The 20,791-nt window shown below is 62.8% G+C and carries 19 protein-coding genes and 2 pseudogenes; 7 read left to right on the top strand and 14 right to left on the bottom strand.

What is annotated here, in order from left to right; translation table 11 throughout:
• Positions 1 to 69: 69 nt before the first annotated feature.
• Positions 70 to 264, top strand: a pseudogene (locus JQ624_RS39795) (cell cycle transcriptional regulator TrcR); the annotation flags it as partial.
• A gap of 122 nt (positions 265 to 386) precedes the next feature.
• On the opposite strand, the gene JQ624_RS31315 reads toward JQ624_RS39795, so the two are convergent.
• From JQ624_RS31315 to JQ624_RS31370, 12 genes and pseudogenes are all read right to left on the bottom strand, one after another.
• A complete protein-coding gene (locus JQ624_RS31315) occupies positions 387 to 647 on the bottom strand; it encodes a SemiSWEET transporter (protein WP_212422763.1) in 261 nt (86 codons plus the stop codon).
• 62 nt (positions 648 to 709) lie between these two features.
• A pseudogene (locus JQ624_RS31320) lies at positions 710 to 911 on the bottom strand (PhnA domain-containing protein).
• A gap of 134 nt (positions 912 to 1,045) precedes the next feature.
• On the bottom strand, positions 1,046 to 1,252 hold the full coding sequence (locus JQ624_RS31325) for a DUF6494 family protein (RefSeq protein WP_212422764.1): 207 nt from the start codon (positions 1,250 to 1,252) through the stop codon (positions 1,046 to 1,048).
• Between the two features lie 13 nt (positions 1,253 to 1,265).
• The gene (locus tag JQ624_RS31330) at positions 1,266 to 1,535 is read right to left on the bottom strand and encodes a hypothetical protein (protein WP_212422765.1); all 270 of its coding nucleotides are present in this window, start codon (positions 1,533 to 1,535) and stop codon (positions 1,266 to 1,268) included.
• A 401-nt stretch (positions 1,536 to 1,936) separates the two neighbouring features.
• Positions 1,937 to 2,647 carry a nitroreductase gene (locus tag JQ624_RS31335; RefSeq protein ID WP_249130205.1) on the bottom strand — a complete coding sequence of 237 codons (711 nt, stop codon included), beginning with the start codon at positions 2,645 to 2,647 and terminating at the stop codon, positions 1,937 to 1,939.
• Positions 2,648 to 2,649: 2 nt separating this feature from the next.
• A complete protein-coding gene (locus JQ624_RS31340; RefSeq protein WP_212422767.1) occupies positions 2,650 to 3,894 on the bottom strand; it encodes an acyl-CoA dehydrogenase in 1,245 nt (414 codons plus the stop codon).
• A gap of 117 nt (positions 3,895 to 4,011) precedes the next feature.
• The gene (locus JQ624_RS31345) at positions 4,012 to 5,259 is read right to left on the bottom strand and encodes an acyl-CoA dehydrogenase (RefSeq protein WP_212422768.1); all 1,248 of its coding nucleotides are present in this window, start codon (positions 5,257 to 5,259) and stop codon (positions 4,012 to 4,014) included.
• A 119-nt stretch (positions 5,260 to 5,378) separates the two neighbouring features.
• Positions 5,379 to 6,506, bottom strand: coding sequence for an acyl-CoA dehydrogenase family protein (locus JQ624_RS31350; protein ID WP_212422769.1), 1,128 nt, complete (start codon positions 6,504 to 6,506; stop codon positions 5,379 to 5,381).
• A gap of 111 nt (positions 6,507 to 6,617) precedes the next feature.
• Positions 6,618 to 8,489 (bottom strand): AMP-binding protein, encoded by a 1,872-nt coding sequence (locus JQ624_RS31355; RefSeq protein WP_212422770.1) that lies wholly within the window; start codon positions 8,487 to 8,489, stop codon positions 6,618 to 6,620.
• A 42-nt stretch (positions 8,490 to 8,531) separates the two neighbouring features.
• Positions 8,532 to 9,338 (bottom strand): enoyl-CoA hydratase/isomerase family protein, encoded by an 807-nt coding sequence (locus tag JQ624_RS31360; protein ID WP_212422771.1) that lies wholly within the window; start codon positions 9,336 to 9,338, stop codon positions 8,532 to 8,534.
• A 163-nt stretch (positions 9,339 to 9,501) separates the two neighbouring features.
• Entirely contained in the window at positions 9,502 to 10,260 is a 759-nt protein-coding gene (locus JQ624_RS31365; RefSeq protein ID WP_212422772.1) for an SDR family NAD(P)-dependent oxidoreductase, read from the bottom strand.
• A gap of 79 nt (positions 10,261 to 10,339) precedes the next feature.
• On the bottom strand, positions 10,340 to 11,005 hold the full coding sequence (locus JQ624_RS31370; RefSeq protein WP_249130207.1) for a TetR family transcriptional regulator: 666 nt from the start codon (positions 11,003 to 11,005) through the stop codon (positions 10,340 to 10,342).
• 148 nt (positions 11,006 to 11,153) lie between these two features.
• Between JQ624_RS31370 and JQ624_RS31375 the strand changes: the two genes are divergently transcribed.
• The 4 genes from JQ624_RS31375 (at position 11,154) to mbfA (ending at position 16,353) form a co-directional block, all read left to right on the top strand.
• The gene (locus JQ624_RS31375; protein ID WP_212422774.1) at positions 11,154 to 12,326 is read left to right on the top strand and encodes an acetyl-CoA C-acetyltransferase; all 1,173 of its coding nucleotides are present in this window, start codon (positions 11,154 to 11,156) and stop codon (positions 12,324 to 12,326) included.
• Between the two features lie 77 nt (positions 12,327 to 12,403).
• Positions 12,404 to 13,948 carry an acyl-CoA synthetase gene (locus JQ624_RS31380; protein WP_212422775.1) on the top strand — a complete coding sequence of 515 codons (1,545 nt, stop codon included), beginning with the start codon at positions 12,404 to 12,406 and terminating at the stop codon, positions 13,946 to 13,948.
• 194 nt (positions 13,949 to 14,142) lie between these two features.
• Positions 14,143 to 15,294: an alpha/beta hydrolase family protein gene (locus tag JQ624_RS31385; RefSeq protein WP_212422776.1), complete on the top strand. Its 1,152-nt coding sequence runs from the start codon at positions 14,143 to 14,145 to the stop codon at positions 15,292 to 15,294.
• An 87-nt stretch (positions 15,295 to 15,381) separates the two neighbouring features.
• A complete protein-coding gene (gene mbfA / locus JQ624_RS31390; protein WP_212422777.1) occupies positions 15,382 to 16,353 on the top strand; it encodes an iron exporter MbfA in 972 nt (323 codons plus the stop codon).
• 4 nt (positions 16,354 to 16,357) lie between these two features.
• Here mbfA and JQ624_RS31395 read toward each other — a convergent pair whose 3' ends face one another.
• Positions 16,358 to 17,359, bottom strand: coding sequence for an ABC transporter substrate-binding protein (locus tag JQ624_RS31395; protein ID WP_212422778.1), 1,002 nt, complete (start codon positions 17,357 to 17,359; stop codon positions 16,358 to 16,360).
• 176 nt (positions 17,360 to 17,535) lie between these two features.
• On the opposite strand from JQ624_RS31395, the gene JQ624_RS31400 reads away from it, so the two are divergent.
• Together JQ624_RS31400 and JQ624_RS31405 are read left to right on the top strand one after the other, a co-directional pair.
• Complete coding sequence (locus JQ624_RS31400; protein ID WP_212422779.1) at positions 17,536 to 19,008, top strand: amidase; 1,473 nt, start codon at positions 17,536 to 17,538, stop codon at positions 19,006 to 19,008.
• Positions 19,009 to 19,139: 131 nt separating this feature from the next.
• Complete coding sequence (locus JQ624_RS31405; RefSeq protein ID WP_212422780.1) at positions 19,140 to 19,493, top strand: nuclear transport factor 2 family protein; 354 nt, start codon at positions 19,140 to 19,142, stop codon at positions 19,491 to 19,493.
• A gap of 197 nt (positions 19,494 to 19,690) precedes the next feature.
• Here JQ624_RS31405 and JQ624_RS31410 read toward each other — a convergent pair whose 3' ends face one another.
• Positions 19,691 to 20,779, bottom strand: coding sequence for a Zn-dependent alcohol dehydrogenase (locus JQ624_RS31410; protein ID WP_212422781.1), 1,089 nt, complete (start codon positions 20,777 to 20,779; stop codon positions 19,691 to 19,693).
• Positions 20,780 to 20,791 lie beyond the last annotated feature (12 nt).

Genomic DNA, 20,791 nt, shown 5'->3' on the forward strand with positions numbered 1-20,791 from the left:
AATCAGGCGGGCAATGTCAAAATTGTGTCGCGACGTTGCAGGCGCGTCACAGGCGATGCCAATGCGAACTATTCTCCGCTGGTTCGGTGGAGCGCCCCGCCCGAGCGGCCGAGCGCGATCCTGTGGCTGGTCCGCAACCACCCTGAGCTGAAGGACGCGCAGATCATGCGCCTCGTCGGCACCACCAAGACCACCATCGCGAGCCGGAATTCGAGCCGAGCGAAAAGACGGAAGACGACCTCAACGTCGACGCCGTGTTCGCCACGCTGAAGACGATCGGGGCAAGAAGCCGGACGACGACGAGGAGTAAGCGGCTCGCGTATTCGGATTGACGAATTTCGAACGCGGCGGTTCATCCTGCCGCATTTTTGTTTGCTGGCTGCGCTTCAACCGTACTTCAGCTTCATCCAGAGGATTCCGCCGGCCAGGACGGTCGTAATGGCATTCGCAACGATCAGCGGCGCATCTCCGGAAAGCACGCCGTACAACAGCCAGAGCAGCAGGCCGAGGAGCATGACGAGGAACATTCCAAGCGAAATGTCCTCCGTTGAGCGGGTTCGCCAGACCTTGATGAATTGCGGGGCATAAGCGAGGGTCGTGCATGTTGCGGCAGCAAACCCCAGCAGCTTGATGGCAAGTTGTTCCATGGCGGTCTTATAGCATCGATTCGAAGATGGATTGAAGGACGACCGGGTGAGCCGATCCACCCTCACGCGTTCTTCAAGAACTCCGTCCGCAGCACCAGGCCCTTGATCTTGTCGGTGCGGCCCTCGAAGTGAGGTGGATGTTCCTGATCACGGTACCGCGCTTGAGCACGGTGACGAGCCCTTCAGTTTCAGGTCCTTGATCAGCGTGACGCTGTCGCCTTCGGCGAGCAGCGCGCCGTTGGAATCCCTGACCTTGATGTCCATGTGATGCCTTCCTGCAAAAGAGGCCGTCATGCCCCCGCGAAGGCGGGGCATCCAGTACGCCGCGGCCTATCCGCTAAACAACTGATTTCTCTGGCATACTGGATCACCCGCCTTCGCGGGTGATGACGGTTGAACTAGCCCAGTTCGATCTCGTCGGTAATCTCATGCGAGAGGCTGACACCACCGATGGTCAGCACCATCTTCGCCGGCAGCTTCTCATTGCCCTTGAGCTTGCCGGCCTCGACGGCGTCGCGCACGGCCTTTTCGATTTCGCGCTGCGAGGTGATGCCGACTTTCTTCAGAAACTTGCGCAGGCTGGCATTGAAGACGTCTTCGTTCATGAGGGCCTCCTGGTTAGGGCCTGACCGGATTGTTCAGCATCTGCTCGGCGAGATTGCGTTGGGCACGGTCGGTGCGGGCATTGGCATTGCCGCGCTGCACGTCGCGGTTCTTGCGGCAGTTGACATATTCGTTTGAGCCCACGGCGACATTGTTGGCGCGGCAGAATGCGTCATCGTCGGCGCTGGTGTCGACCATGGTCGGCTGGCCGCGTTCGAGGCAACCGGTGAGCAATGGGGCTGCCAGCAGGAGCGCGATGAAGTGCTTTGCGGGTCCAAATTTCATTGGAGGCCTTCCGTTTTTCCATCTCGTCATCGCCGGGCGCCTGTCCCCGACCTGATCGGGGATGACCCTGCAATCCATCGAAAAGATGGCAGCCTGCTTTGAAGCCGATGGATGCCCGGGTCAAGCCCGCGGCTGCCCGGCCATGCCGCATCAGAATAGCGTATTTTACGGACTTCTGAAGCACGTTCCGCAGCAGATGAGCCCAAGTCCATGCTAAACTTGAACGGGACAGGACGGCCTGTTGAATTGAAGCCGTACGCTGAATACGCCCTGACGCTCCACGGTTCTGGAGCGCTTTTGTTGTCTGGAGTCCGGTTCTGATTACCAGAACCGGACTCCAGATTTTTTGTTTTGACGCGTTTTCTCCACGCGAACCGGTATCCACTTCGCTCGAAAACGCTCTAGTCGATGAACGTCACGGTATCGGCGACGCTCGCCCGCGAGGTGCGGTAGCTGTTCACCTTGTGGGCGTGGTCGGCATAGCCGAACGAAATGCCGCAGACTACCTTGCGATCGTCGCCGAGCCTGAAGTGGCGACGGATCAGCCCGGAATGCCGGGCGAGAGCGGCTTGCGGAATGGTACCGAGGCCGAGCGCCTGGGCGGCCTGCATGAAATTGGAGACATAGGCGCCGCAATCGACCGCGCCGTAGATGCCGAGCGGCTCATCGGTGTGGATAACAGCGACATGCGGCGCGCCGAAGAAATTGTAATTCTCCAGCGCCTGTTTCGCATACGCCATCTTGTCGCCTCTGACGATGCCGAGCGTGTTGTAGAGCTGAAAGCCGCTCTCGCGGCGGCGTTCGAGATAGACGCCGAGATATTCGCGCGGCGGCGTGAAATCATGGTCGTCCTTGGCGCCGGACGCGGCCTCGGCATAGATTGCCTTGCGAAATCTTTCCTTGGCCTCTCCGCTTGCGATCAACACCTGCCAAGGCTGGCTGTTGCACCATGATGCCGTGCGTTGCGCCACGTTAAGAATGTGCTCGATGGTCTCGCGCGGCACTTCCTGCGGCAGGAACGCGCGCACGGAGTAGCGCTCGTTCAGCAGCTCTTCGAGCACGCCGATGCGATCTGCGGTCGTAAAGCGAGCCGTTGGTGCCTTGGCGTCCATGGTCATCGCCCCTTGGTCGGGATCTTGTTGAACGGCACGTCCTTGTCGACGCGGATATCGCCGGGCAGGCCGAGCACGCGTTCGGCGATGATGTTGCGCAGGATTTCATCCGTACCGCCGGCGATGCGCATCGAGGGCGAGGACAGCAGCATCTGCTGGAACTGGCCGCTCGCTTCCTGCTCGGCCGCGCCGGTCAGCGCACCGGCCGCACCCTGCAGATCCATCGCGTAAGTCGCGATATCCTGCAGCATCGAGCCGGAGACCAGCTTGCCGATGGAATTCTCGGGGCCCGGACGCTCGCCCTTGGAGAGCGACGAAATCGCGCGGTAGCTGGTGTATTTCAGGCCGCTCGCCTTCACCGCCCAGCTCGCAAGCTTCGAACGCGTGGCGGGATCATCGATTGCAAGGCCATCGTCCGTCATCAGGTTCGAGCAGAACTCGAACATTTCGGGGAAACCAGTCGCGAGCCGCGAACCGATCGACATTCGCTCGTTCATCAGCGTGGTCAGCGACACGTTCCAGCCGTCGCCGACCGCGCCGAGACGCTGATGGTCGGGAACCACCACATCGGTGAAATAGACCTCGTTGAACTCCTGCATGCCGTTGGCCTGCTTGATCGGCCGCACCTCGACGCCCTTGCTCTTCATGTCGAGGAAGAACATCGTCAGGCCCTTGTGCTTGGGCACATTGGGATCGGTGCGGGTGATCAGAAGGCCGTAGTCGGAATAGTGCGCGCCCGAGGTCCAGATCTTCTGGCCGTTGACGACCCAGTCGTCGCCCTTCTTCTCCGCGCGCGTCCGCAAGCCCGCCACGTCGGAGCCGCCGGCCGGCTCGGAGAACAGCTGGCACCAGATGTGTTCGCCGGAGGCGAGCTTCGGCAGATAGTGGCGCTTGTGCTCTTCGCTGCCGAACGCCATCACCGTCGGGCCGCACATGCCCTCGCCGATCTGGAACGGTTGCGTCAGCTTGCCGTAGACGCCCTCTTCCTGCTGCCAGATCACCTTCTCGATCGGGGTGGCGCCGCGGCCGCCATATTCCTTCGGCCAGTGCAGGCAGGCCCAGCCGCCTTCCGCCTTCTTCTTCTGCCAGGCCTTGCCGACATCGACGATCTCTTCCTTTTCCAGCCGGATGCGGCCGAGCGAGGATTTTGACAGCTCCGCCTCATATTGCTTCGGCGCGTTGGCGTCGATCCATTTGCGGGCGGTGGCCCGAAATTCGGCTTCCTGTGGCGTATCGTCGAAGTTCATGGCGGACCTCTTTTTCTGCGTAGGGTGGGTTAGCCGAAGGCGTAACCCACCAGTTCTATCGAGCTTCGTTGCTGGGCAATGGTGGGTTACGCTTCGCTAACCCACCCTACGATTCTTTTACGCCCGACCCTTTGTCGGGATCTTGTTGAACGGCACGTCCTTGTCGACCCTGATATCACCCGGCAAACCAAGCACGCGCTCGGCAATGATGTTGCGCATGATCTCGTCGGTACCGCCCTCGACGCGGGTGCCCGGCGCACGCAGCAGCATCGCCTGGAATTTGCCGGCGACCTCGGCGTCTTCAGGCCCGCTCAGCACGCCGGCGGCGCCCTGCAGGTCGAGCGCATACATCGCGACTTCCTGGACCATCGATCCCGCGACCAATTTGCCGATCGAATTCTCCGGCCCCGGACGCTCGCCTTTCGACAGCGCCGAGATCGCGCGCATGCTGGTGTATCGGAGGCCGCTGGCCTTCACCGCATAGTTCGCAAGCTTCGAACGAACGCTGCGGTCCTCGATCGCAGGCCCATCGTCCAGCATCAGGCTGTTGCAGAAGTCGAACAGTTCGGGGAAGCCGGTCGAGACGCCCGCGCCGATCGACATGCGCTCGTTCATCAGCGTGGTCAGCGAGACGTTCCAGCCGTCATTGACGGCCCCTAACCGCTGCGAATCCGGGATCACGACATCTGTAAAGTAGACCTCGTTGAAATCAGACTGGCCGCTGGCCTGCTTGATCGGTCGCACCTCGACGCCCGGGCTCTTCATGTCCAGGAAGAACATGGTGAGGCCCTTGTGCTTCGGCACGGTCGGATCGGTTCGCGTCAGCAGGATGCCGTAATCCGAATAGTGGGCGCCCGAGGTCCAGATCTTCTGGCCGTTGATGATCCAGTCGCCGCCCTTCTTCTCGGCGCGGGTGCGCAGGCCCGCAACGTCGGAACCGCCGGCGGGTTCGGAGAATAATTGACACCAGACCTTCTCGCCCGACGCCAGCGGCGGCAGATATTTGCGTTTCTGCTCTTCGCCGGCGAACGCCATCATGGTCGGGCCGCACATGCCGTGGCCGATGATGAACATGCCGCTGAGCTTGCCGAACGGCCCCTCTTCCTGCTGCCAGATCACGCGCTCGATCGGCGAGGCGCCGCGGCCGCCATACTCCTTGGGCCAGTGCAGGCAGGCCCAGCCGGCATCGGCCTTCTTCTTCTGCCAGGCCTTTGCGACCTCGAGAATGTTGGCGCCCGTGAGCGCGGTACGGCCGAGCGAGGATTTACGAAGCTCTTCCTCGTACTGCTTCGGCGCGTTGGCGGAAATCCACGCCTTGGCTTCGGCGCGGAACGCGGCTTCCTGCGGGGTGTCATCGAAGTTCATGGCGCTTCTCGCTGTCTGTGTAGGGTGGGTTAGCCGAAGGCGTAACCCACCATTCTTGTCGAGCATCCTTGCTGGCCGATGGTGGGTTACGCTTCGCTAACCCACCCTACGATCCAACGTTACGCCGCGTTCTTCTTGCGCATGCGGTCGATCAACTGATCTTCCCAGTACGACAGGCTGCCGAGCGTCAGCGCGGTGGCGTTGGCGCGGCGGTAGTACATGTGGCAGTCGAACTCCCAGGTGAAACCCATGCCGCCATGCACCTGGATGTTGTTCTTGGAGCAGTGCTGGAACGCCTGCGTCGCGCTGATGCGCGCAGCCGCCGCCGCTTCCGGCAACTCCGACGCATTGGTCGAGAGCGCCCAGGCGCCGTAGTAACAATTCGAACGCGCCAGCGTCGCCGAGACATACATGTCGGCGAGGATGTGCTTCACCGCCTGGAACGAGCCGATCGGCCGGCCGAAGGCGATACGGTCGAGCGCATAGTCGCGGCCCATTTCGAGCGCGCGATCGGAGCCGCCGACCTGTTCGAACGCGAGCAGGACGGCGGCGCGGTCGAGCACCCGGGTCAAAATGCTCCAGCCGTCACCGGCCGCTCCCAGCGGCTCGGCCTTGGCATTCTTGAAGGTGAGTTCGGCCTGTCCCCTTGTCGGGTCGACATTGGTCAGCGACTTCGCTTCGATGCCGCCGGCCTTCAGGTCGACCAGGAACAGCGAGATATCGGAATCCCGTCCCGTCGAACCGGTGCGCGCGGCAACCACCGCGAAATCAGCAATAGCGCCATCCGGCACCGGCTTCTTCACGCCACTGAGCGTGCCGCCGGAGGCCTGCAGCTTGATCGCCTTCGGCGACGGATTGCCCTTGCTCTCGAACAGCGCCAGCGTGCCGATCGCCTCGCCGCTCGCGATCTTCGGCAGCCATTTCTGCTTCTGCGCGTCGGAGCCTGCCAGCAGCAGCGCTTCGGCCGCGAGGTAGACGGTAGAGGAGAACGGCACCGGCGCATTCGCGCGGCCCATTTCTTCCGCGATCACGCAGAGTTCGAGATGGCCGGCGCCCGCGCCGCCGAAGGCTTCGGGGATTGCGACGCCGAGGAAACCCATCTCGGCGAGCCCCTTCCACAGCGCCTTGTCATACGGAGCCTTGCCGTCGAGCACCTCGCGCACCGCCTTCGGCGGGCACTTTTCGGCGAGAAACTTCCTCGCCTCGTCGCGCATCTGTTTTTGTTCGTCGGAGAAATCGAAGTTCATGGCGTGTTACTCGCGTTGGTGATGGCTCTGTAGGACGGGTGGAGCGAAGCGATACCCATCGATGGTTTGGTTGTGAGAGATGGGTTTCGCTGCGCTCCACCCATCCTACGGTCAGTTCAGAATGATTACGTCGCCTCCAGGCTTCCCGGCGTAAAGCTTCTCCACCAGCGCGGCGCGGCGTTCGAGGCCGGCGCGCTGGTTGATGTAGCCCTTGTCGGTGAGTTCGTTGCCGTCGATCGAGGGCGGCTCGGCCATCAGCATGGCCCGCGCAATCCGCATGCTGCTGCCGGTGGCGGACGCGTTATGCGCTTCCAGCCCGCGCTTCAGGCAGGCGATCACTTCGGGATGCCGAACGACATCTTCAAACGTCGCATCGGGATTGCCTGTTATCTGCCGGCAGGCGTGCAGATTGGGCCAGGCCAATAGCCCGATGAATTCCCGGTCCTGTCCGGCGACCAGCGCGTCATGCACAACAGGCGTCGCGGCCGCGATCGCATCCGTGCGCAGCGAGCCGACATGGACGAAGGTGCCGGTCGTGAGCTTGAAGTCCTCGACCACGCGGCCGGCGAAGATGATGCCCTGCAGGGGATCGTTGTCATCGACGAACACGCCGGCATCGCCGATGCAGTAGAAGCCTTCCTCGTCGAACATCTTCCTGGTCAGATCGGGCTGGCCGAAATAGCCGGGCGTAACGTTGACGCCGCGCAGGCGCAGCTCGTATTTCGCGCCGCAGGGAACGAGCTTCAGTTCGACGCCGGGGAACGGCAGGCCGATCAGGCCGACGCGCTCAGTGTCCCAATAGGTGCCGGTCGACGTCGGCGCGGTCTCGGTCGAGCCCCAGCCGGTGTAGAATACGATGCGCTCGCCAGTGGTCTTCACCGCCAGCGCCTGCATGCGGTCGTAGAGATCATCCGGCAGCCGCGCGCCGCCATAGGCCATGATGCTCAGGTTCCTGAAGAAGCTGCGGCACAGCGCGTCGTCCTTCTCCATCGCAGCCGCCAGCGCCGCGTAACCGGCGGGCACGTTGGCATAATAGGTCGGCGACACTTCGCGCAGGTTACGGATGGTCTCTTCGAACTGGCCGGGCATCGGCCGGCCGTCGTCGATATAGAGCGTGCCGCCATCGACCAGGATCGGATGGAACGCGGCATTGCCGCCCATGGTGTGATTCCACGGCATCCAGTCCAGCACGGTCGCGAGCGGCCCGTTGGGATCGCGCGGCCGCACCTGCATCATCATCGCCGCGTTGGCGCACATCATCTCCTGCGTGTTGATGACGGCCTTGGGCATGCCGGTCGAGCCAGAGGTGAACAGCAGCTTGCCGATGGTGTCAGGCGTTATTTTCGCAATCGAGTCCTCGACCGCGCTTGTCACCGGCGTTGCGGCAAGATCCGCAAACGACACGCTCTTGATGCCGTCGCAGGGGCGCAAGACATGCACGACCGTGACGCCGGTGAGATCGAGTGCCTTCAACGCCTTCTCGAAGGTCGGCCCGTCCTGCACCATCACGACGGCAGGCTTGATCAGGTCGAAGAGGTATTTGAGCTTGAGATGATCCTGGCTCATCAGCGAATAGGCCGGCGACACGGGTGCTGCCGGCAGACGCGCCTGCATCGCGGCCTGCGTCATCAGCGCATGCTCGATCGAATTGCCTGACAGGATTGCAACGGGACGGCCCTCAGTGAGGCCGAGATTGAGCAGGCCCTGCGTCAGCCCGTCGACGATGCGCTTGGCTTCGCCGTAGGAGACCTTTCGCCATTGCCGGTCGGTGCCGCCGCGTTGCGCCAGCCAGATGCGCTCAGGCGCCAGCTTCGCCCATTTCGCCAGCGACGCCGGAATATGCTTCTCGTAAGGCTGCAGCGGGATGCGCGATTTCAGGATGATGACGCCATCCGGACGACGCTCGACCGCGATGTCGCGCGCCAGCCATTCGATCTTGCGAAAGGCCGGCTTGGTCAACACTGCGGCAGCACTCCCACTCATATTGCGTCTCCCGGAATTCGGTCCTTTGCGGATCTTCAAGTTCTATCGCCTGATATAGACAGGCTTTCGCTTTTCGAGAAAGGCCCTGATGCCTTCGTTGAATTCTTCCGAGCGGCTGCACAACACCTGATTGCGGTCTTCCATCGCTATCACGGCCTCGATCGAGCCGGCATCGACGCTCATGTTGAGGCATTCCTTGGACAGCCTTAAGCCCACCGGCGAAGCCGTCATCATCGCACCGACATAAGGCTCGACCGCAGCCTCAAGGCCGCCTTCCTCGACGACTTCGGACACAAGGCCAACGGCAAGCGCACGCTCGGCGCCGATGAAGCGCCCGGTCAGGATCAGTTCGGACGCGACCGACACGCCGACCAGTCGCGGCAGAAAGTAGGATGTGCCGATGTCGCAGCCGCCAAGACCGAGCTTGATGAAGGCGCAGTTCATCCGTGCGGATTTGGTGGCGATGCGGATGTCGGCGGCGAGCGCCAGCGCAAAGCCGCCGCCGGCCGCCGCGCCCTGTATCAGCGCAATGATCGGCTGCGGGCAACGCCGCATCAGCATCACGATGTCGGCAATGCGCCGCTGCGAGTCCAGCGACTCCGTCACGCCGGGCGGCTCCTGCTGCCCGGCGCGACGCTTCATCGCATGTTTGAGATCGAGGCCGGCGCAGAACGATGCGCCGGCGCCCTTCAGCACCACGACGCGGGTGGATCGATTGCGCTGCAGGCCTTCGAAATAGACGTTCAGCGCGTCGATCAGCGAGGGATCGAGCGCGTTGAGACTGTCCGGACGATTGAGCGTGACCCAATCGACCCCGTCATGATGTTCGATCAGCAGCGGTTGAGTCACGCGGATCTCCCATCCATCGTCGTCCCGCCAAGCGAAGCGCGAGTCGGGACCCATAACCACAGGCCTTCGTTGTTACAAACGGCGGCGGCCATCTGGATCCAAACAACCGCCGCGGAGTATGGGTCCCCGCGTTCGCGGGGACGACGATAGTTATGCGCGTGACCTACCGCGGCGCCATGCGGATAGCGCCGTCGAGACGGATGGTCTCGCCGTTCAGCATCGGGTTCTCGACGATGTGAACCGCGAGCGCGCCATACTCGGAGGCATCGCCGAGGCGGGCCGGATGCGGCACCTGGGCGCCGAGGCTCTTGCGGGCCTCCTCGTTCAAGCCCATCAAGAGCGGTGTCAGGAACAGGCCGGGCGCGATGGTGTTGACGCGGATTTTCAGGCTGGCGAGATCGCGTGCCGCCGGCAGCGTGAGGCCGACGACGCCGCCCTTCGACGCCGAATAGGCGATCTGGCCAATCTGGCCCTCATAGGCCGCAACGGAAGCGGTGTTGATGGCAACGCCGCGCTCCTCGCCGATCGGCGGCGCAGTGGCGAGACGCTCGGCAAACAGGCGCAGCACGTTGAAGGTGCCGATCAGGTTGACATTGATGATGCGGACAAACTTCGCCAGCGGATAGACGCCGTCCTTGCCGACGGTGCGCTGCGATCCGCCGATGCCGGCGCAGTTCATCAGCACGCGCGCGATGCCGTGCGCGGCTTCAGCTTTCGCGATCGCCGCCTTGATCGCCTCTTCGTCGGTCACGTCGGCGTGGAGGGCTATGCCCTTCACCTCGGCGGCGACCTTCTCGGCATTTTCCTTGTTCTGGTCGATCACGCCGATTTTCGCGCCCTTGGCGGCCATGGCGCGAGCGGTCGCGGCACCGAGGCCGGAGCCACCGCCGGTGATGAGAACGGCTACGTCTTGCAACTGCATTTTTGGGACCTTTCCTTGGGTGTTTTTTTCTCTAGATCGGCGAATGGCGAATAGGGAGTAGCGGATGGATATCCATTCGCTATTCGCTACTCACCATTCGCCCATTCAACATTCCGCCGCAGATCAGCGCTTCCATATGCTTGATATATTCGCGGCAGACCTCGTCGGTGACCGGGCCGACGCCGGTGGCGCGTGACATCGCGTGGCGGCCGAAGAACAGGTGGTCGCAGGCGCCGATCAGGCTGGTGTAGAAAAGCACCGGATCGATGTTGCGGAACTCGCCGGCCTTGACCCCTTCGGCGAGCAGCCGGCGATGAAATTCCAGCAAGGGTGCCACAAAAAACTTCGAGACCTCGTCGGCGGCCTCCGCGCTGCTCTCGTGCAGGAGGTAGTGGATCAGCCGGTTCATATAGGGGGACTGGTGATAGGCGCGGATGATGCCGCCGATATGCAGGCGCAGCTTCGCGGTCGGCGAGATAGGCTGGCTGATCAGATATTCCAGCTGCGACATCTCGGTCGCGGCGTCGCGCGCCAGTAGCGCCAGCAACAGCCCGTCCTTGTTGCCGAAATGATATTTCACCAGGGCTGCGTTGACGCCCGACTTCTGTGCGATGTCGGACAGCGATACCTCGATCGAAGCGCGCTCGATCATCAGCTCGCTGGCCGCGACAAGCAGCTTCTCGGCGGTGCTGCTTTTACCGCCCGGAAGCCTGGTCGGTACGCTGGTATTCAACGGTGATCCCATTTCCTGCCTGCCGGAAATCCGGGCCGCACATAAGCGCATGCCGCGCCTGCACTCAAGAGTTAATTGATTGATTGACTAAATCCTGCAGCGCCCCTTAAATCCGGCCCATCTTTCAAAACACCCATCAGAACAGTCAGGGAGAACAGACATGGCCGAGGCCTATATCGTCGCCGCCGCGCGTACCGCGGGCGGCCGCAAGGGGGGACGTCTCGCAGGCTGGCATCCGGCCGATCTCGCCGCTTCCGTGTTGAATTCGCTGGTCGATCGCACCAAGGTCGATCCTGCCCAGATCGAAGACGTCATCATGGGCTGCGTGATGCAGACCGGCGAGCAATCCAGCAATGTCGGGCGCAACGCCGTGCTGGCCTCCAAGCTCCCGGAAAGCGTGCCCGCGACCTCGATCGACCGCCAATGCGGCTCGTCGCAGCAGGCGCTGCATTTCGCGGCGCAGGCCGTGATGTCGGGTACGATGGACATCGTCATCGCCGCCGGTGTGGAATCGATGACGCGGGTGCCGATGGGCCTGGCTTCGTCCTTGCCGGCCAAGAACGGCTACGGCGTCTCGAAGAGCCCGGGCATCGAGAAGAAATATCCGAATATCGTGTTCAGCCAGTTCACCGGCGCGGAAATGATGGCGGAGAAGTACGGGCTCTCCAAGGACCAGCTCGACACCTATTCCTATGAGAGCCATCAGCGCGCGATTGCCGCGACCCAGGCGGGCAAATTCAAGGACGAAATCGTTCCGCTGCAGATCACCCGCGCCGACAACTCGACCGACACCCACCATATCGACGAGGGCATCCGCTTCGACGCCAGCCTCGACGGCATCAAGGGCGTCAAGCTGATCGCCGAGAACGGCAAGCATACGGCTGCCAGCGCCAGCCAGATCTGCGACGGCGCCTCCGGCGTGCTGGTCGTCAATGAGCGCGGCCTGAAGTCGCTCGGCGTGAAGCCTTTGGCGCGCATCCACCACATGACCATGATGGGCGGCGACCCCGTGATCATGCTGGATGCCCCGCTGCACGCCACCAAGCGGGCGCTGGAGAAGGCCGGCATGTCGATCAACGACATCGACCTGTTCGAGGTCAATGAAGCCTTCGCCGCCGTGCCGGTGGCGTGGCTGAAGACGACGGGCGCCGATCCAGCACGGCTCAACGTCAATGGCGGCGCGATCGCGCTCGGCCATCCGCTCGGCGGCTCCGGCACCAAGCTGATGACCACGCTGGTCAATGCACTCAAGCAGAACAACAAGCGTTACGGCCTGCAGACCATGTGCGAAGGCGGCGGCATGGCCAACGTGACGATCGTCGAGCGGCTCTAAAAACAAGAAAAGCGTTTGGCGACTGGCGAGCAGGGGGTGCGCTTCCTGCTCGCCATTTTCATATTGAGGAAACACCCATGACCCATCCGTCCATCTACGCCCGCAACACACCGAACAAGATCGCCTACCAGATGGCCGGCACCGGCAAGGCGATCACCTATCGCGAGCTCGACGAACTGTCGAACCAGGGCGCGCAATTGTTCCGCAAGCTCGGCCTGAAGGCCGGCGACCACATCGCGTTTCTGATGGAAAACCGCCTCGCCTTCATGGAAATCTGCTGGGCGGCGCAGCGCGCAGGTCTCTATTACACCGCGATCAGCCGCTACCTCACCGAGGAAGAGATCGCCTATATCGTGAAGGATTGCGGCGCAAAAGTCTTCATCACCACGCCGCAATGCGCCGACAAGGTCAAAGGCCTGATCAAGGGCGAACCCGGCGAGCCGCTGTTCTTCATGGTCGACGAGCCCGCGCCCGGCTTTCGCTCCTTCGACAAGGAAGCGATCGCCATGCCGGTGACGCCGATCGCGGACGAAGTCGCTGGCTACGACATGCTGTACTCGTCGGGCACCACCGGCCGGCCCAAGGGCATCAAGAAGGCCTTCGAAAACAATCCGATCGATGTGCCGAACGCGTTTCTCAGAATTCTGTGCGCCGACATGTGCGGCATGTCGTCCGACAGCATCTATCTGTCGCCGGCGCCGCTCTATCACGCCGCTCCCTTGCGCTTCAACATGATGGCGATCACGCTCGGCGGCACCTCCATCATCATGGAGCATTTCGACGCCGAGGAATTTCTGAAGCTGGTCGAAAAATACAAGGTGACGCAGTCGCAGCTGGTGCCGACCATGTTCGTGCGCATGCTGAAGCTGCCGGACGAGGTGCGCGCGGCTTACGACGTCTCGACGCTGAAGGGCGCGATCCACGCCGCGGCACCCTGCCCGGTCGATGTGAAGGCAAAAATGATCGAGTGGTGGGGACCGATCCTGATCGAATATTACGCCGGCTCCGAAGGCAACGGCGTCACGGTCTCAACCTCGCAGCAATGGTTGACCCACCGCGGCACCGTCGGCCGCGCCGTCGTCGGCAAGGTGAAGATTCTCGACGAGAACGACGAGGAAAGGCCGACGGGTGAAATCGGCACGGTCTATTTCGCCGATGCGCCTGTCTTCACCTACCACAACGATCCCGAGAAGACGAAGAAGGCCTACAATGAAAAAGGCTGGTCTACGCTCGGCGACGTCGGCTATCTCGACGCGGAAGGTTTTCTCTATCTCACCGACCGCAAGAGCTACATGATCATTTCCGGCGGGGTGAACATCTACCCGCAAGAGACCGAGGACGTGCTGATCACCCATCCCGCCGTCTCCGACGTCGCGGTGTTCGGCGTGCCGAACGAGGAGATGGGCGAAGAGGTCAAGGCCGTGGTGCAGCCGCACGACATGTCCAAGGCTGGCAAGGAACTCGAGGCCGAACTGATCGTGTTCTGCCGCAAGCATTTGTCGCCGATCAAATGCCCGAAGAGCATCGACTTCGAGGCAGAATTGCCGCGCACGCCGACCGGCAAGCTGGTGAAGCGGCATCTGCGGGACAAATATTGGCCGAAGGCGGCGACGAAGGGGTAGCCCTGCTTCACCCTCCCCTGGAGGGGCCCTCCAGGGGAGGGTGACGTACATCGCGAACAATGATCCGTCATGCCCGGGCTTGTCCCGGGCATCCACGTCTTTACAGTCGCGCCCATCAAGAAGACGTGGATGGCCGGGGACACTGTCGTGAAGACGCGCTTCGCGCTTTTGCCCGGCCATGACGAGGAAGTACCATGACCACCCTCCCCGAGATCCCGCTCCCCTCCTCCATCCGCTCCCGCACCATCGACAACATCAACGGCCTGTGCATGCATGTGCTGGAAGCCGGCTTCGAGACGCGCGGCAGGCCCTGCGTGCTGCTGCTGCACGGTTTCCCCGAACTCGCCTTCTCCTGGCGCAAGGTGATGCCGGTTCTCGCAGCGGCCGGCTATCACGTGATCGCGCCGGACCAGCGCGGCTATGGCCGCACCACCGGATGGGATCCGGATTACGATGGCGACCTCGCTTCGTTCCGGCTCACCAACCTGGTGCGCGACGCGCTCGGTCTGGTGTCGGCGTTCGGTTATCGCGAGATCGACGCCGTTATCGGGCATGATTTCGGCAGTTCGGTCGCGGCCTGGTGCGCGCTGATCCGGCCCGACGTCTTTCGATCGGTCGTCATGATGAGCGCGCCGTTCGGCGGCCCGCCGCCGCTGCCCTTCAACACGGTGCACGAACCCGCCAAGCCCGTCGATGATCCCATTCACCGCGAATTGGCGGCGCTGCCGCGCCCGCGAAAGCACTACCAATGGTACTATTCGACGCGCGAGGCAAACGACGACATGCACGACGCGCCGCAGGGCGTGCATGATTTCCTGCGCGCCTACTACCATCACAAGAGCGCGGACTGGAAAGCCAACCAACCCTATCCGCTTAAATCCTGGAGCGCGGAAGAGATCGCAAAACTGCCGACCTACTACGTCATGGACCTGGCCAAGGACATGGCGGCAACGGTGGCGGAGGAAATGCCACCGCCGGAAGAGATCGCCGCCAACAAATGGCTGCCCGACAGCGAGCTTGCCTTCTACAGCGCCGAATATGCCCGCACCGGATTCCAGGGCGGCCTGCAATGGTATCGCTGCGGCACCTCGGGCGCGTTCCTGCCTGAACTGCAGACATGGTCGGGCCGCACCATCGATGTGCGCTCTGCTTTCATCTCGGGCAAGCAGGACTGGGGCACTTATCAACGCCCCGGCGTGTACGAGGCCATGCAGTCGAAGGCCTGCACGCGCATGATCGGCTGCCATCTCGTCGATGGCGCGGGCCACTGGGTGCAGCAGGAGAAGGCTAACGAGGTGAGCTGGCTGCTGGTGCAATTCCTGCGAGGGGCGAAGACAAGCGCGTAGACAAAGGCCAACCGAGACACGCCCAACAATTGACCGCGGCGACGGCCAACATTAGAATGATTCTAAACTAGCAAAAGGCGCTGTCCCGTGAAGAATTTCGCCGACCTGACCGAGCGCGAAGTGCTGGCTGTAGCGATCTCTTCCGAGGAGGAAGACAGCCGCATTTACATGAGCTTCGCGGAAGACCTCGCGGAACGTTATCCGGACTCGGCCAAGGTGTTCGAGGAGATGGCCGAGGAGGAAAGAGGCCATCGGCACATGCTGCTCGAAATGTACGAGCGGCGCTTCGGCAAGCACCTGCCGCCGATCCGGCGCGAGAACGTCAAAGGCTTTTTGCGCCGGCGTCCGGTCTGGCTGACCAGGAACCTGTCGCTCGACACCATCCGCAAGGAAGCCGAGACGATGGAGTTCGAGGCCGAGCGCTTCTACGTCAAGGCCGCCGAGCAAAGCCAGGATGTCGATGTGCGCCGCCTGCTCGGCGATCTCGCCGAAGCGGAAAAAGGTCACGAGAACCTCGCCGCCAGGCTGACCGACAAGATCCTCAGCCCCGACGTGCGCGCCGAAGAGGACAAGACGCGCCGGCGCGTGTTCGTGCTGCAATATGTCCAACCGGGCCTCGCGGGATTGATGGACGGCTCGGTCTCGACACTGGCGCCATTGTTCGCTGCGGCCTTTGCCACGCATCAGAACTGGCAGACGTTTCTGGTCGGCCTCGCCGCCTCGATCGGCGCCGGCATCAGCATGGGTTTTGCCGAAGCCTTGTCCGACGACGGCTCGCTGACGGGACGCGGTTCGCCCTGGTTGCGCGGCGTCACCTGCGGATTGATGACGACGCTCGGCGGTCTCGGCCACACCATTCCCTATCTGGTGCCGGATAGCTGGCCGAACGCGTTCTGGATCGCGACCGCGATCGCCGGCATCGTGGTGTTTTTCGAACTATGGGCGATCGCCTTCATCCGCGCGCGCTACATGGACACGCCATTCCTGCAGGCGGTGTTCCAGATCGTGCTCGGCGGCGCCATCGTGCTCGCGGTCGGGATATTGATCGGCGCGGCGTAGTATCTCAGCTCCCGTTCAGCCCGCCGATCTCCGGAAAGAACATGTCCTTCCATGACGCTGGCTCGTGCTTTGTCGTGCCGACCCGGCGCATGAATTTGGCGAATTTCATCGTCGCCGCCGGCGTCATGGTCCATTCGACACCGGGGCCGGTCACGACCTTCGTCACCATCTCGAGCGGCAGCTTCGAGCCGGAATCATTGATCCAGCTTTGCGCAGTCCCCTTCGGATCGGCGGCGATGATCGCGGTCGCTTCCTGCACCGCATCGAGGAATGCGGCGTAGAGTTCGGGGTTGTCCTTGCGGAACCGCGCCGAGGTCCACGCCACCGTAAATGTGTGCGGCCCGAGCACGTCGAACGACGACAGCACGGTGTGGATGTTCTTCTGCTCCAGTTGCTGGAACTGGAACGGTGGCACGCTGAAGGCCGAACTGACGCCGCCCGCGCCGCTCAAGAGTGCAATCGTCGCATCCGGTGGCGACATCGACACCGTCAGCGGATCGAGCCTGGCATAGTTTTCTTCGCCATAGGCCGCCGCCGCCGCCATCTGCAACAGCACCGCCTGCACCGACACCTTGATCGAGGGAACTGCGATGCGATCGCGCTCGGTGAAATCCTTGATGGACTTGATGTCGGGATTGGCGGTGTTGAGCAGGAACGGCTGCGAGCTCAGCGCGCATATGCGCTTGACCTCGAACGAGGTGCCTTGCGTCTTGTCCCACAGCGTGATCAGGCCGGGCACCCCGCCGCTGACAATGTCGGTCGAATTCGACAGCAGCGCCTCGTTCATCGCCACCGGGCCGTTGAAACGTTGCCAGGAAACCTTGAAGTCCTTCAGGCCGCGTTGCGTGGCGTATTTCTCGATCAGCCTGTCACGCTTCATGACGTTGAACTGCAGGTAGCCCATCGAGAATTGTTCGGCCAACCTGATTTCCGCCGCGCGGGCCGTCACCGTCGCGCTGCCGATTGCGACGGCAATCACCGCACCCGTCATCCACGCCGATCTCATCGGAGCCTCCCGCGCTGTTTTCATTTTTTTGTTGATCGGGAGACTAGCGCGTAAACAGTCGTTCCGCCAAGAGCATAGCAACGCGACTGGCCGCCACTGTACAGCCATTGCTCTTGCGGCGCTGCCGCAAACTGAGCATCATCCGCGCCGCATTCAGAACAGACCGGGAGTACGCCTTGGCCAAGTCGCAATGGAGCTTCAAGTCCGCCGTTGAATTGTCGGCAGCCCTCGCTGCCAGAAAAGTTTCAGCCGTCGAATTGGCCGAGGACGCGATCGCCCGGATCGAGCGGCACGATACAAAGATCAATGCAATCTGTGTTCGCGATTTCGAGCGCGGCCTTGCCGCCGCCCGTGTCGCCGACGCCGAACTCGCGCGCGGCGTGAAGAAGCCGCTGCTCGGCCTGCCCGTGACGATCAAGGAATCCTACAATATCGCGGGATTGCCGACCACCTGGGGCATTCCGGCGCAGAAGGACTTTACGCCGACGGAAGACGCGTTGCCGGTCTCGCGGGTCAAAGACGCCGGCGGCGTCATCCTCGGCAAGACCAATGTCCCGCTCGGGCTCGGCGATTGGCAGAGCTATAATGAGATCTACGGCACCACCAACAACCCCTTTGATCTCGGCCGCACGCCGGGTGGCTCCTCCGGCGGATCGTCGGCGGCGCTCGCGGCCGGATACGGTCCGCTGTCGCTCGGCTCCGATATCGGCGGCTCCTTGCGCGTGCCGGCGTTTCATTGCGGCATCTATGCGCACAAGCCGACCTTCGACCTCGTCGCGATGCGCGGCCACACGCCGCCACCGCTGCCGCCGCTGCCTTCCACGCGCGATCTCAGCGTGATCGGACCGATGGCACGCGGCGCGGCCGACCTGTCGCTGCTGCTCGACGTGATCGCCGGACCCGATCCGCTCGAATCCGGCAAGGCCTATAGCCTCACCCTGCCGCCAGCCCGTCATACGGAGATGAAGAATTTCCGCGTGCTTTTGATCGATACCGATCCGGTCATGCCGACCGACAGTGTGGTGCGGGGAACGCTAGAAATACTTGCCGCAAATCTCACCAAGGCCGGTGTCAAGATCGACCGCACCAGTCCGCTGCTGCCTGATTTCGCGGCATCAAGCCGGCTCTACATGCGGATGCTGATGTCGTTCCTCGCGGCTTCCTTTGCACCCGAAACCTATGCCGGCGCACAGGCCGCCGCGGCCGTGCTGCCGGCCGGCGACAACAGCCTCGCCGCGGAGCGCCTGCGCGGCATCGCGCTCAGCCACCGCGACTGGTTGATGGCCGATGGCGGACGCTCGCGCCTGCGCGCGCAATGGCGGGAGTTGTTCAAAACCTACGACGCCGTGATCTGCCCGATCATGCCGACGCCGGCCTATCCGCACGATCATTCGGAGGACCAGGAGAAGCGCCGTATCAAGATCGACGGCAAGGATTACGTCTATCCCGACCAGCTCACCTGGCCCGGCATCGCCACCCTGCCCGGCCTGCCCTCGACCGCGATCCCGACCGGCTTTTCGCCGGATGGACTGCCGGTCGGCGTGCAGATCGTCGGCCCCTGGCTGGAAGACCGCACCCCCTTGAGACTGGCCGAACTGATCGAGCGCGAATTCGGTGGATTCAAGCCGCCGCCGATGTTTGATGATTGACGGGCCCGCGGCATGCACGGACTCCGTCATTGCGAGCGCAACGAAACAATCCATCGTACCGCAAGCCGAGAGGTGGATTGCTTCGTCGCTATCGCTCCTCGCAATGACGAGGAGGCATGGGAGGAAAACCAATGAGCAACGACATAGAAGAACTCACGACACTCAACCGCGACTACGTGAATTCAGTCCAGAAGTCCGACGTCAAACGCTTCGATGAGATCCTTGCCGCCGACTTCTATTGCTCGAACCCCGACAAGACGCTAGTCGACCGCGCCGCATTCCTGAAACAGACTGCGGTGCCGGTAGCGATCAAAAACCTGACCGCCCACGACGTGAAAATCCGCGTTCTCGGCGACTTCGCCATCATCCACGCCGCCACCAGCTATACGACCGCAGACGGCCAGCAGGCCCACGGGCGCTATACGGACTGTTGGGCGAAGCAGAACGGGAAGTGGCTTGCGGTGTCCGCGCACGTATCGCGGTGAGCTCTCACCGCGTCGTCCCGGCGAACGCCGGGACCCATACCGCGTGATCTATCCATGGGGCGCGGTGGCTGACGCTCTGCGTTGGCCAACCACCGTTGTGAGCCGTTGAAGCGAAGTCGTCTTGCCTTGTGCCCATTCCCCGGGCCGCGGCGTATGGGTCCCGGCGTTCGCCGGGACGACACGCGTGGAGGCACACCTCAACTATCAAACATGATCACGCTGCGCAGCGTCTTGCCGGCCTTCATGCTGGCAAAGCCCTCGTTGATCTCGGAGAGTTTCAGCTTGGCCGAGATCCAGTCTTCCAGGTGCAGCTTGCCGCGCATGTAGAATTCGACGAGGCGGGGCATGTCGACACGGAAATGGTTGGAGCCCATCGAGGAGCCCTGGATCCGGCGCTCGCGCAGGAAGTCGAAACCGTGCAACTCGATCTTCTGTCCGAACGGGATCATGCCGACAATGGTCGCGGTGCCGCCCGCCGCCAGCATCGCAAAGGACTGCTCGGCGGTTTCCTTGCGGCCCAGCACCTCGAAGGAGTGATGCACGCCGCCACCGGTGAGTTCGCGCACCTGCTGCACCACGTCGCCCCTGGCAGGGTCGACGATGTCGGTGGCGCCGAGCTTGGTGGCGAGCTGCAGCTTGGCCGGGTTGGTATCGATCGCGATGATCCGGCCGGCGCCCGCAATCGCAGCCCCATTGATCGCCGCCATGCCGACGCCGCCGCAGCCGATCACCGCCACGGTTTCACCGGCCTGAACCTTGGCCGTGTTCACCACCGCGCCGTAGCCGGTGATGACGCCGCAGCCGATCAGCGCCGCCAGCTCCAGCGGCATGTCCTTGCGGATTTTGACGATGGCGTTTTCGTGCACCAGCATCTGCTCGGCGAAGGACGAGAGGTTGAGGAACTGATGGAGCTTCTCCTCACGCGCCCAGGACAGTCGGTTGGACTGGCCGGGCAGCATCTTCACCGTCGTGTCGGTGCAGAGCACCGTGCGCCCGGTGGTGCAGTTGTCGCAGGTGCCGCAGAACACCGACAGGCAGGTCACGACGTGATCGCCGGGTTTTACATAGGTGACGTCGGAGCCGACTTTTTCGACGACGCCTGCGGACTCATGCCCAAGCACGGCCGGCAGCGGATGCGGGTAGAGCCCCTCCATGAAATGCAGGTCGGAATGACAGAGGCCGGCGACGCGCGTGCGGATCAGGACTTCGCGCGGGCCGGGATTCGGCACGCTGACATCCTCGATCACCAGCGGCTTGTTGACTTCATGCAGGACGGCGGCCTTCATCGGTGTTTCCCT

Origin of the sequence: Bradyrhizobium sp. AUGA SZCCT0283, assembly GCF_018130385.1 — a bacterium.
GTDB lineage: Bacteria > Pseudomonadota > Alphaproteobacteria > Rhizobiales > Xanthobacteraceae > Bradyrhizobium.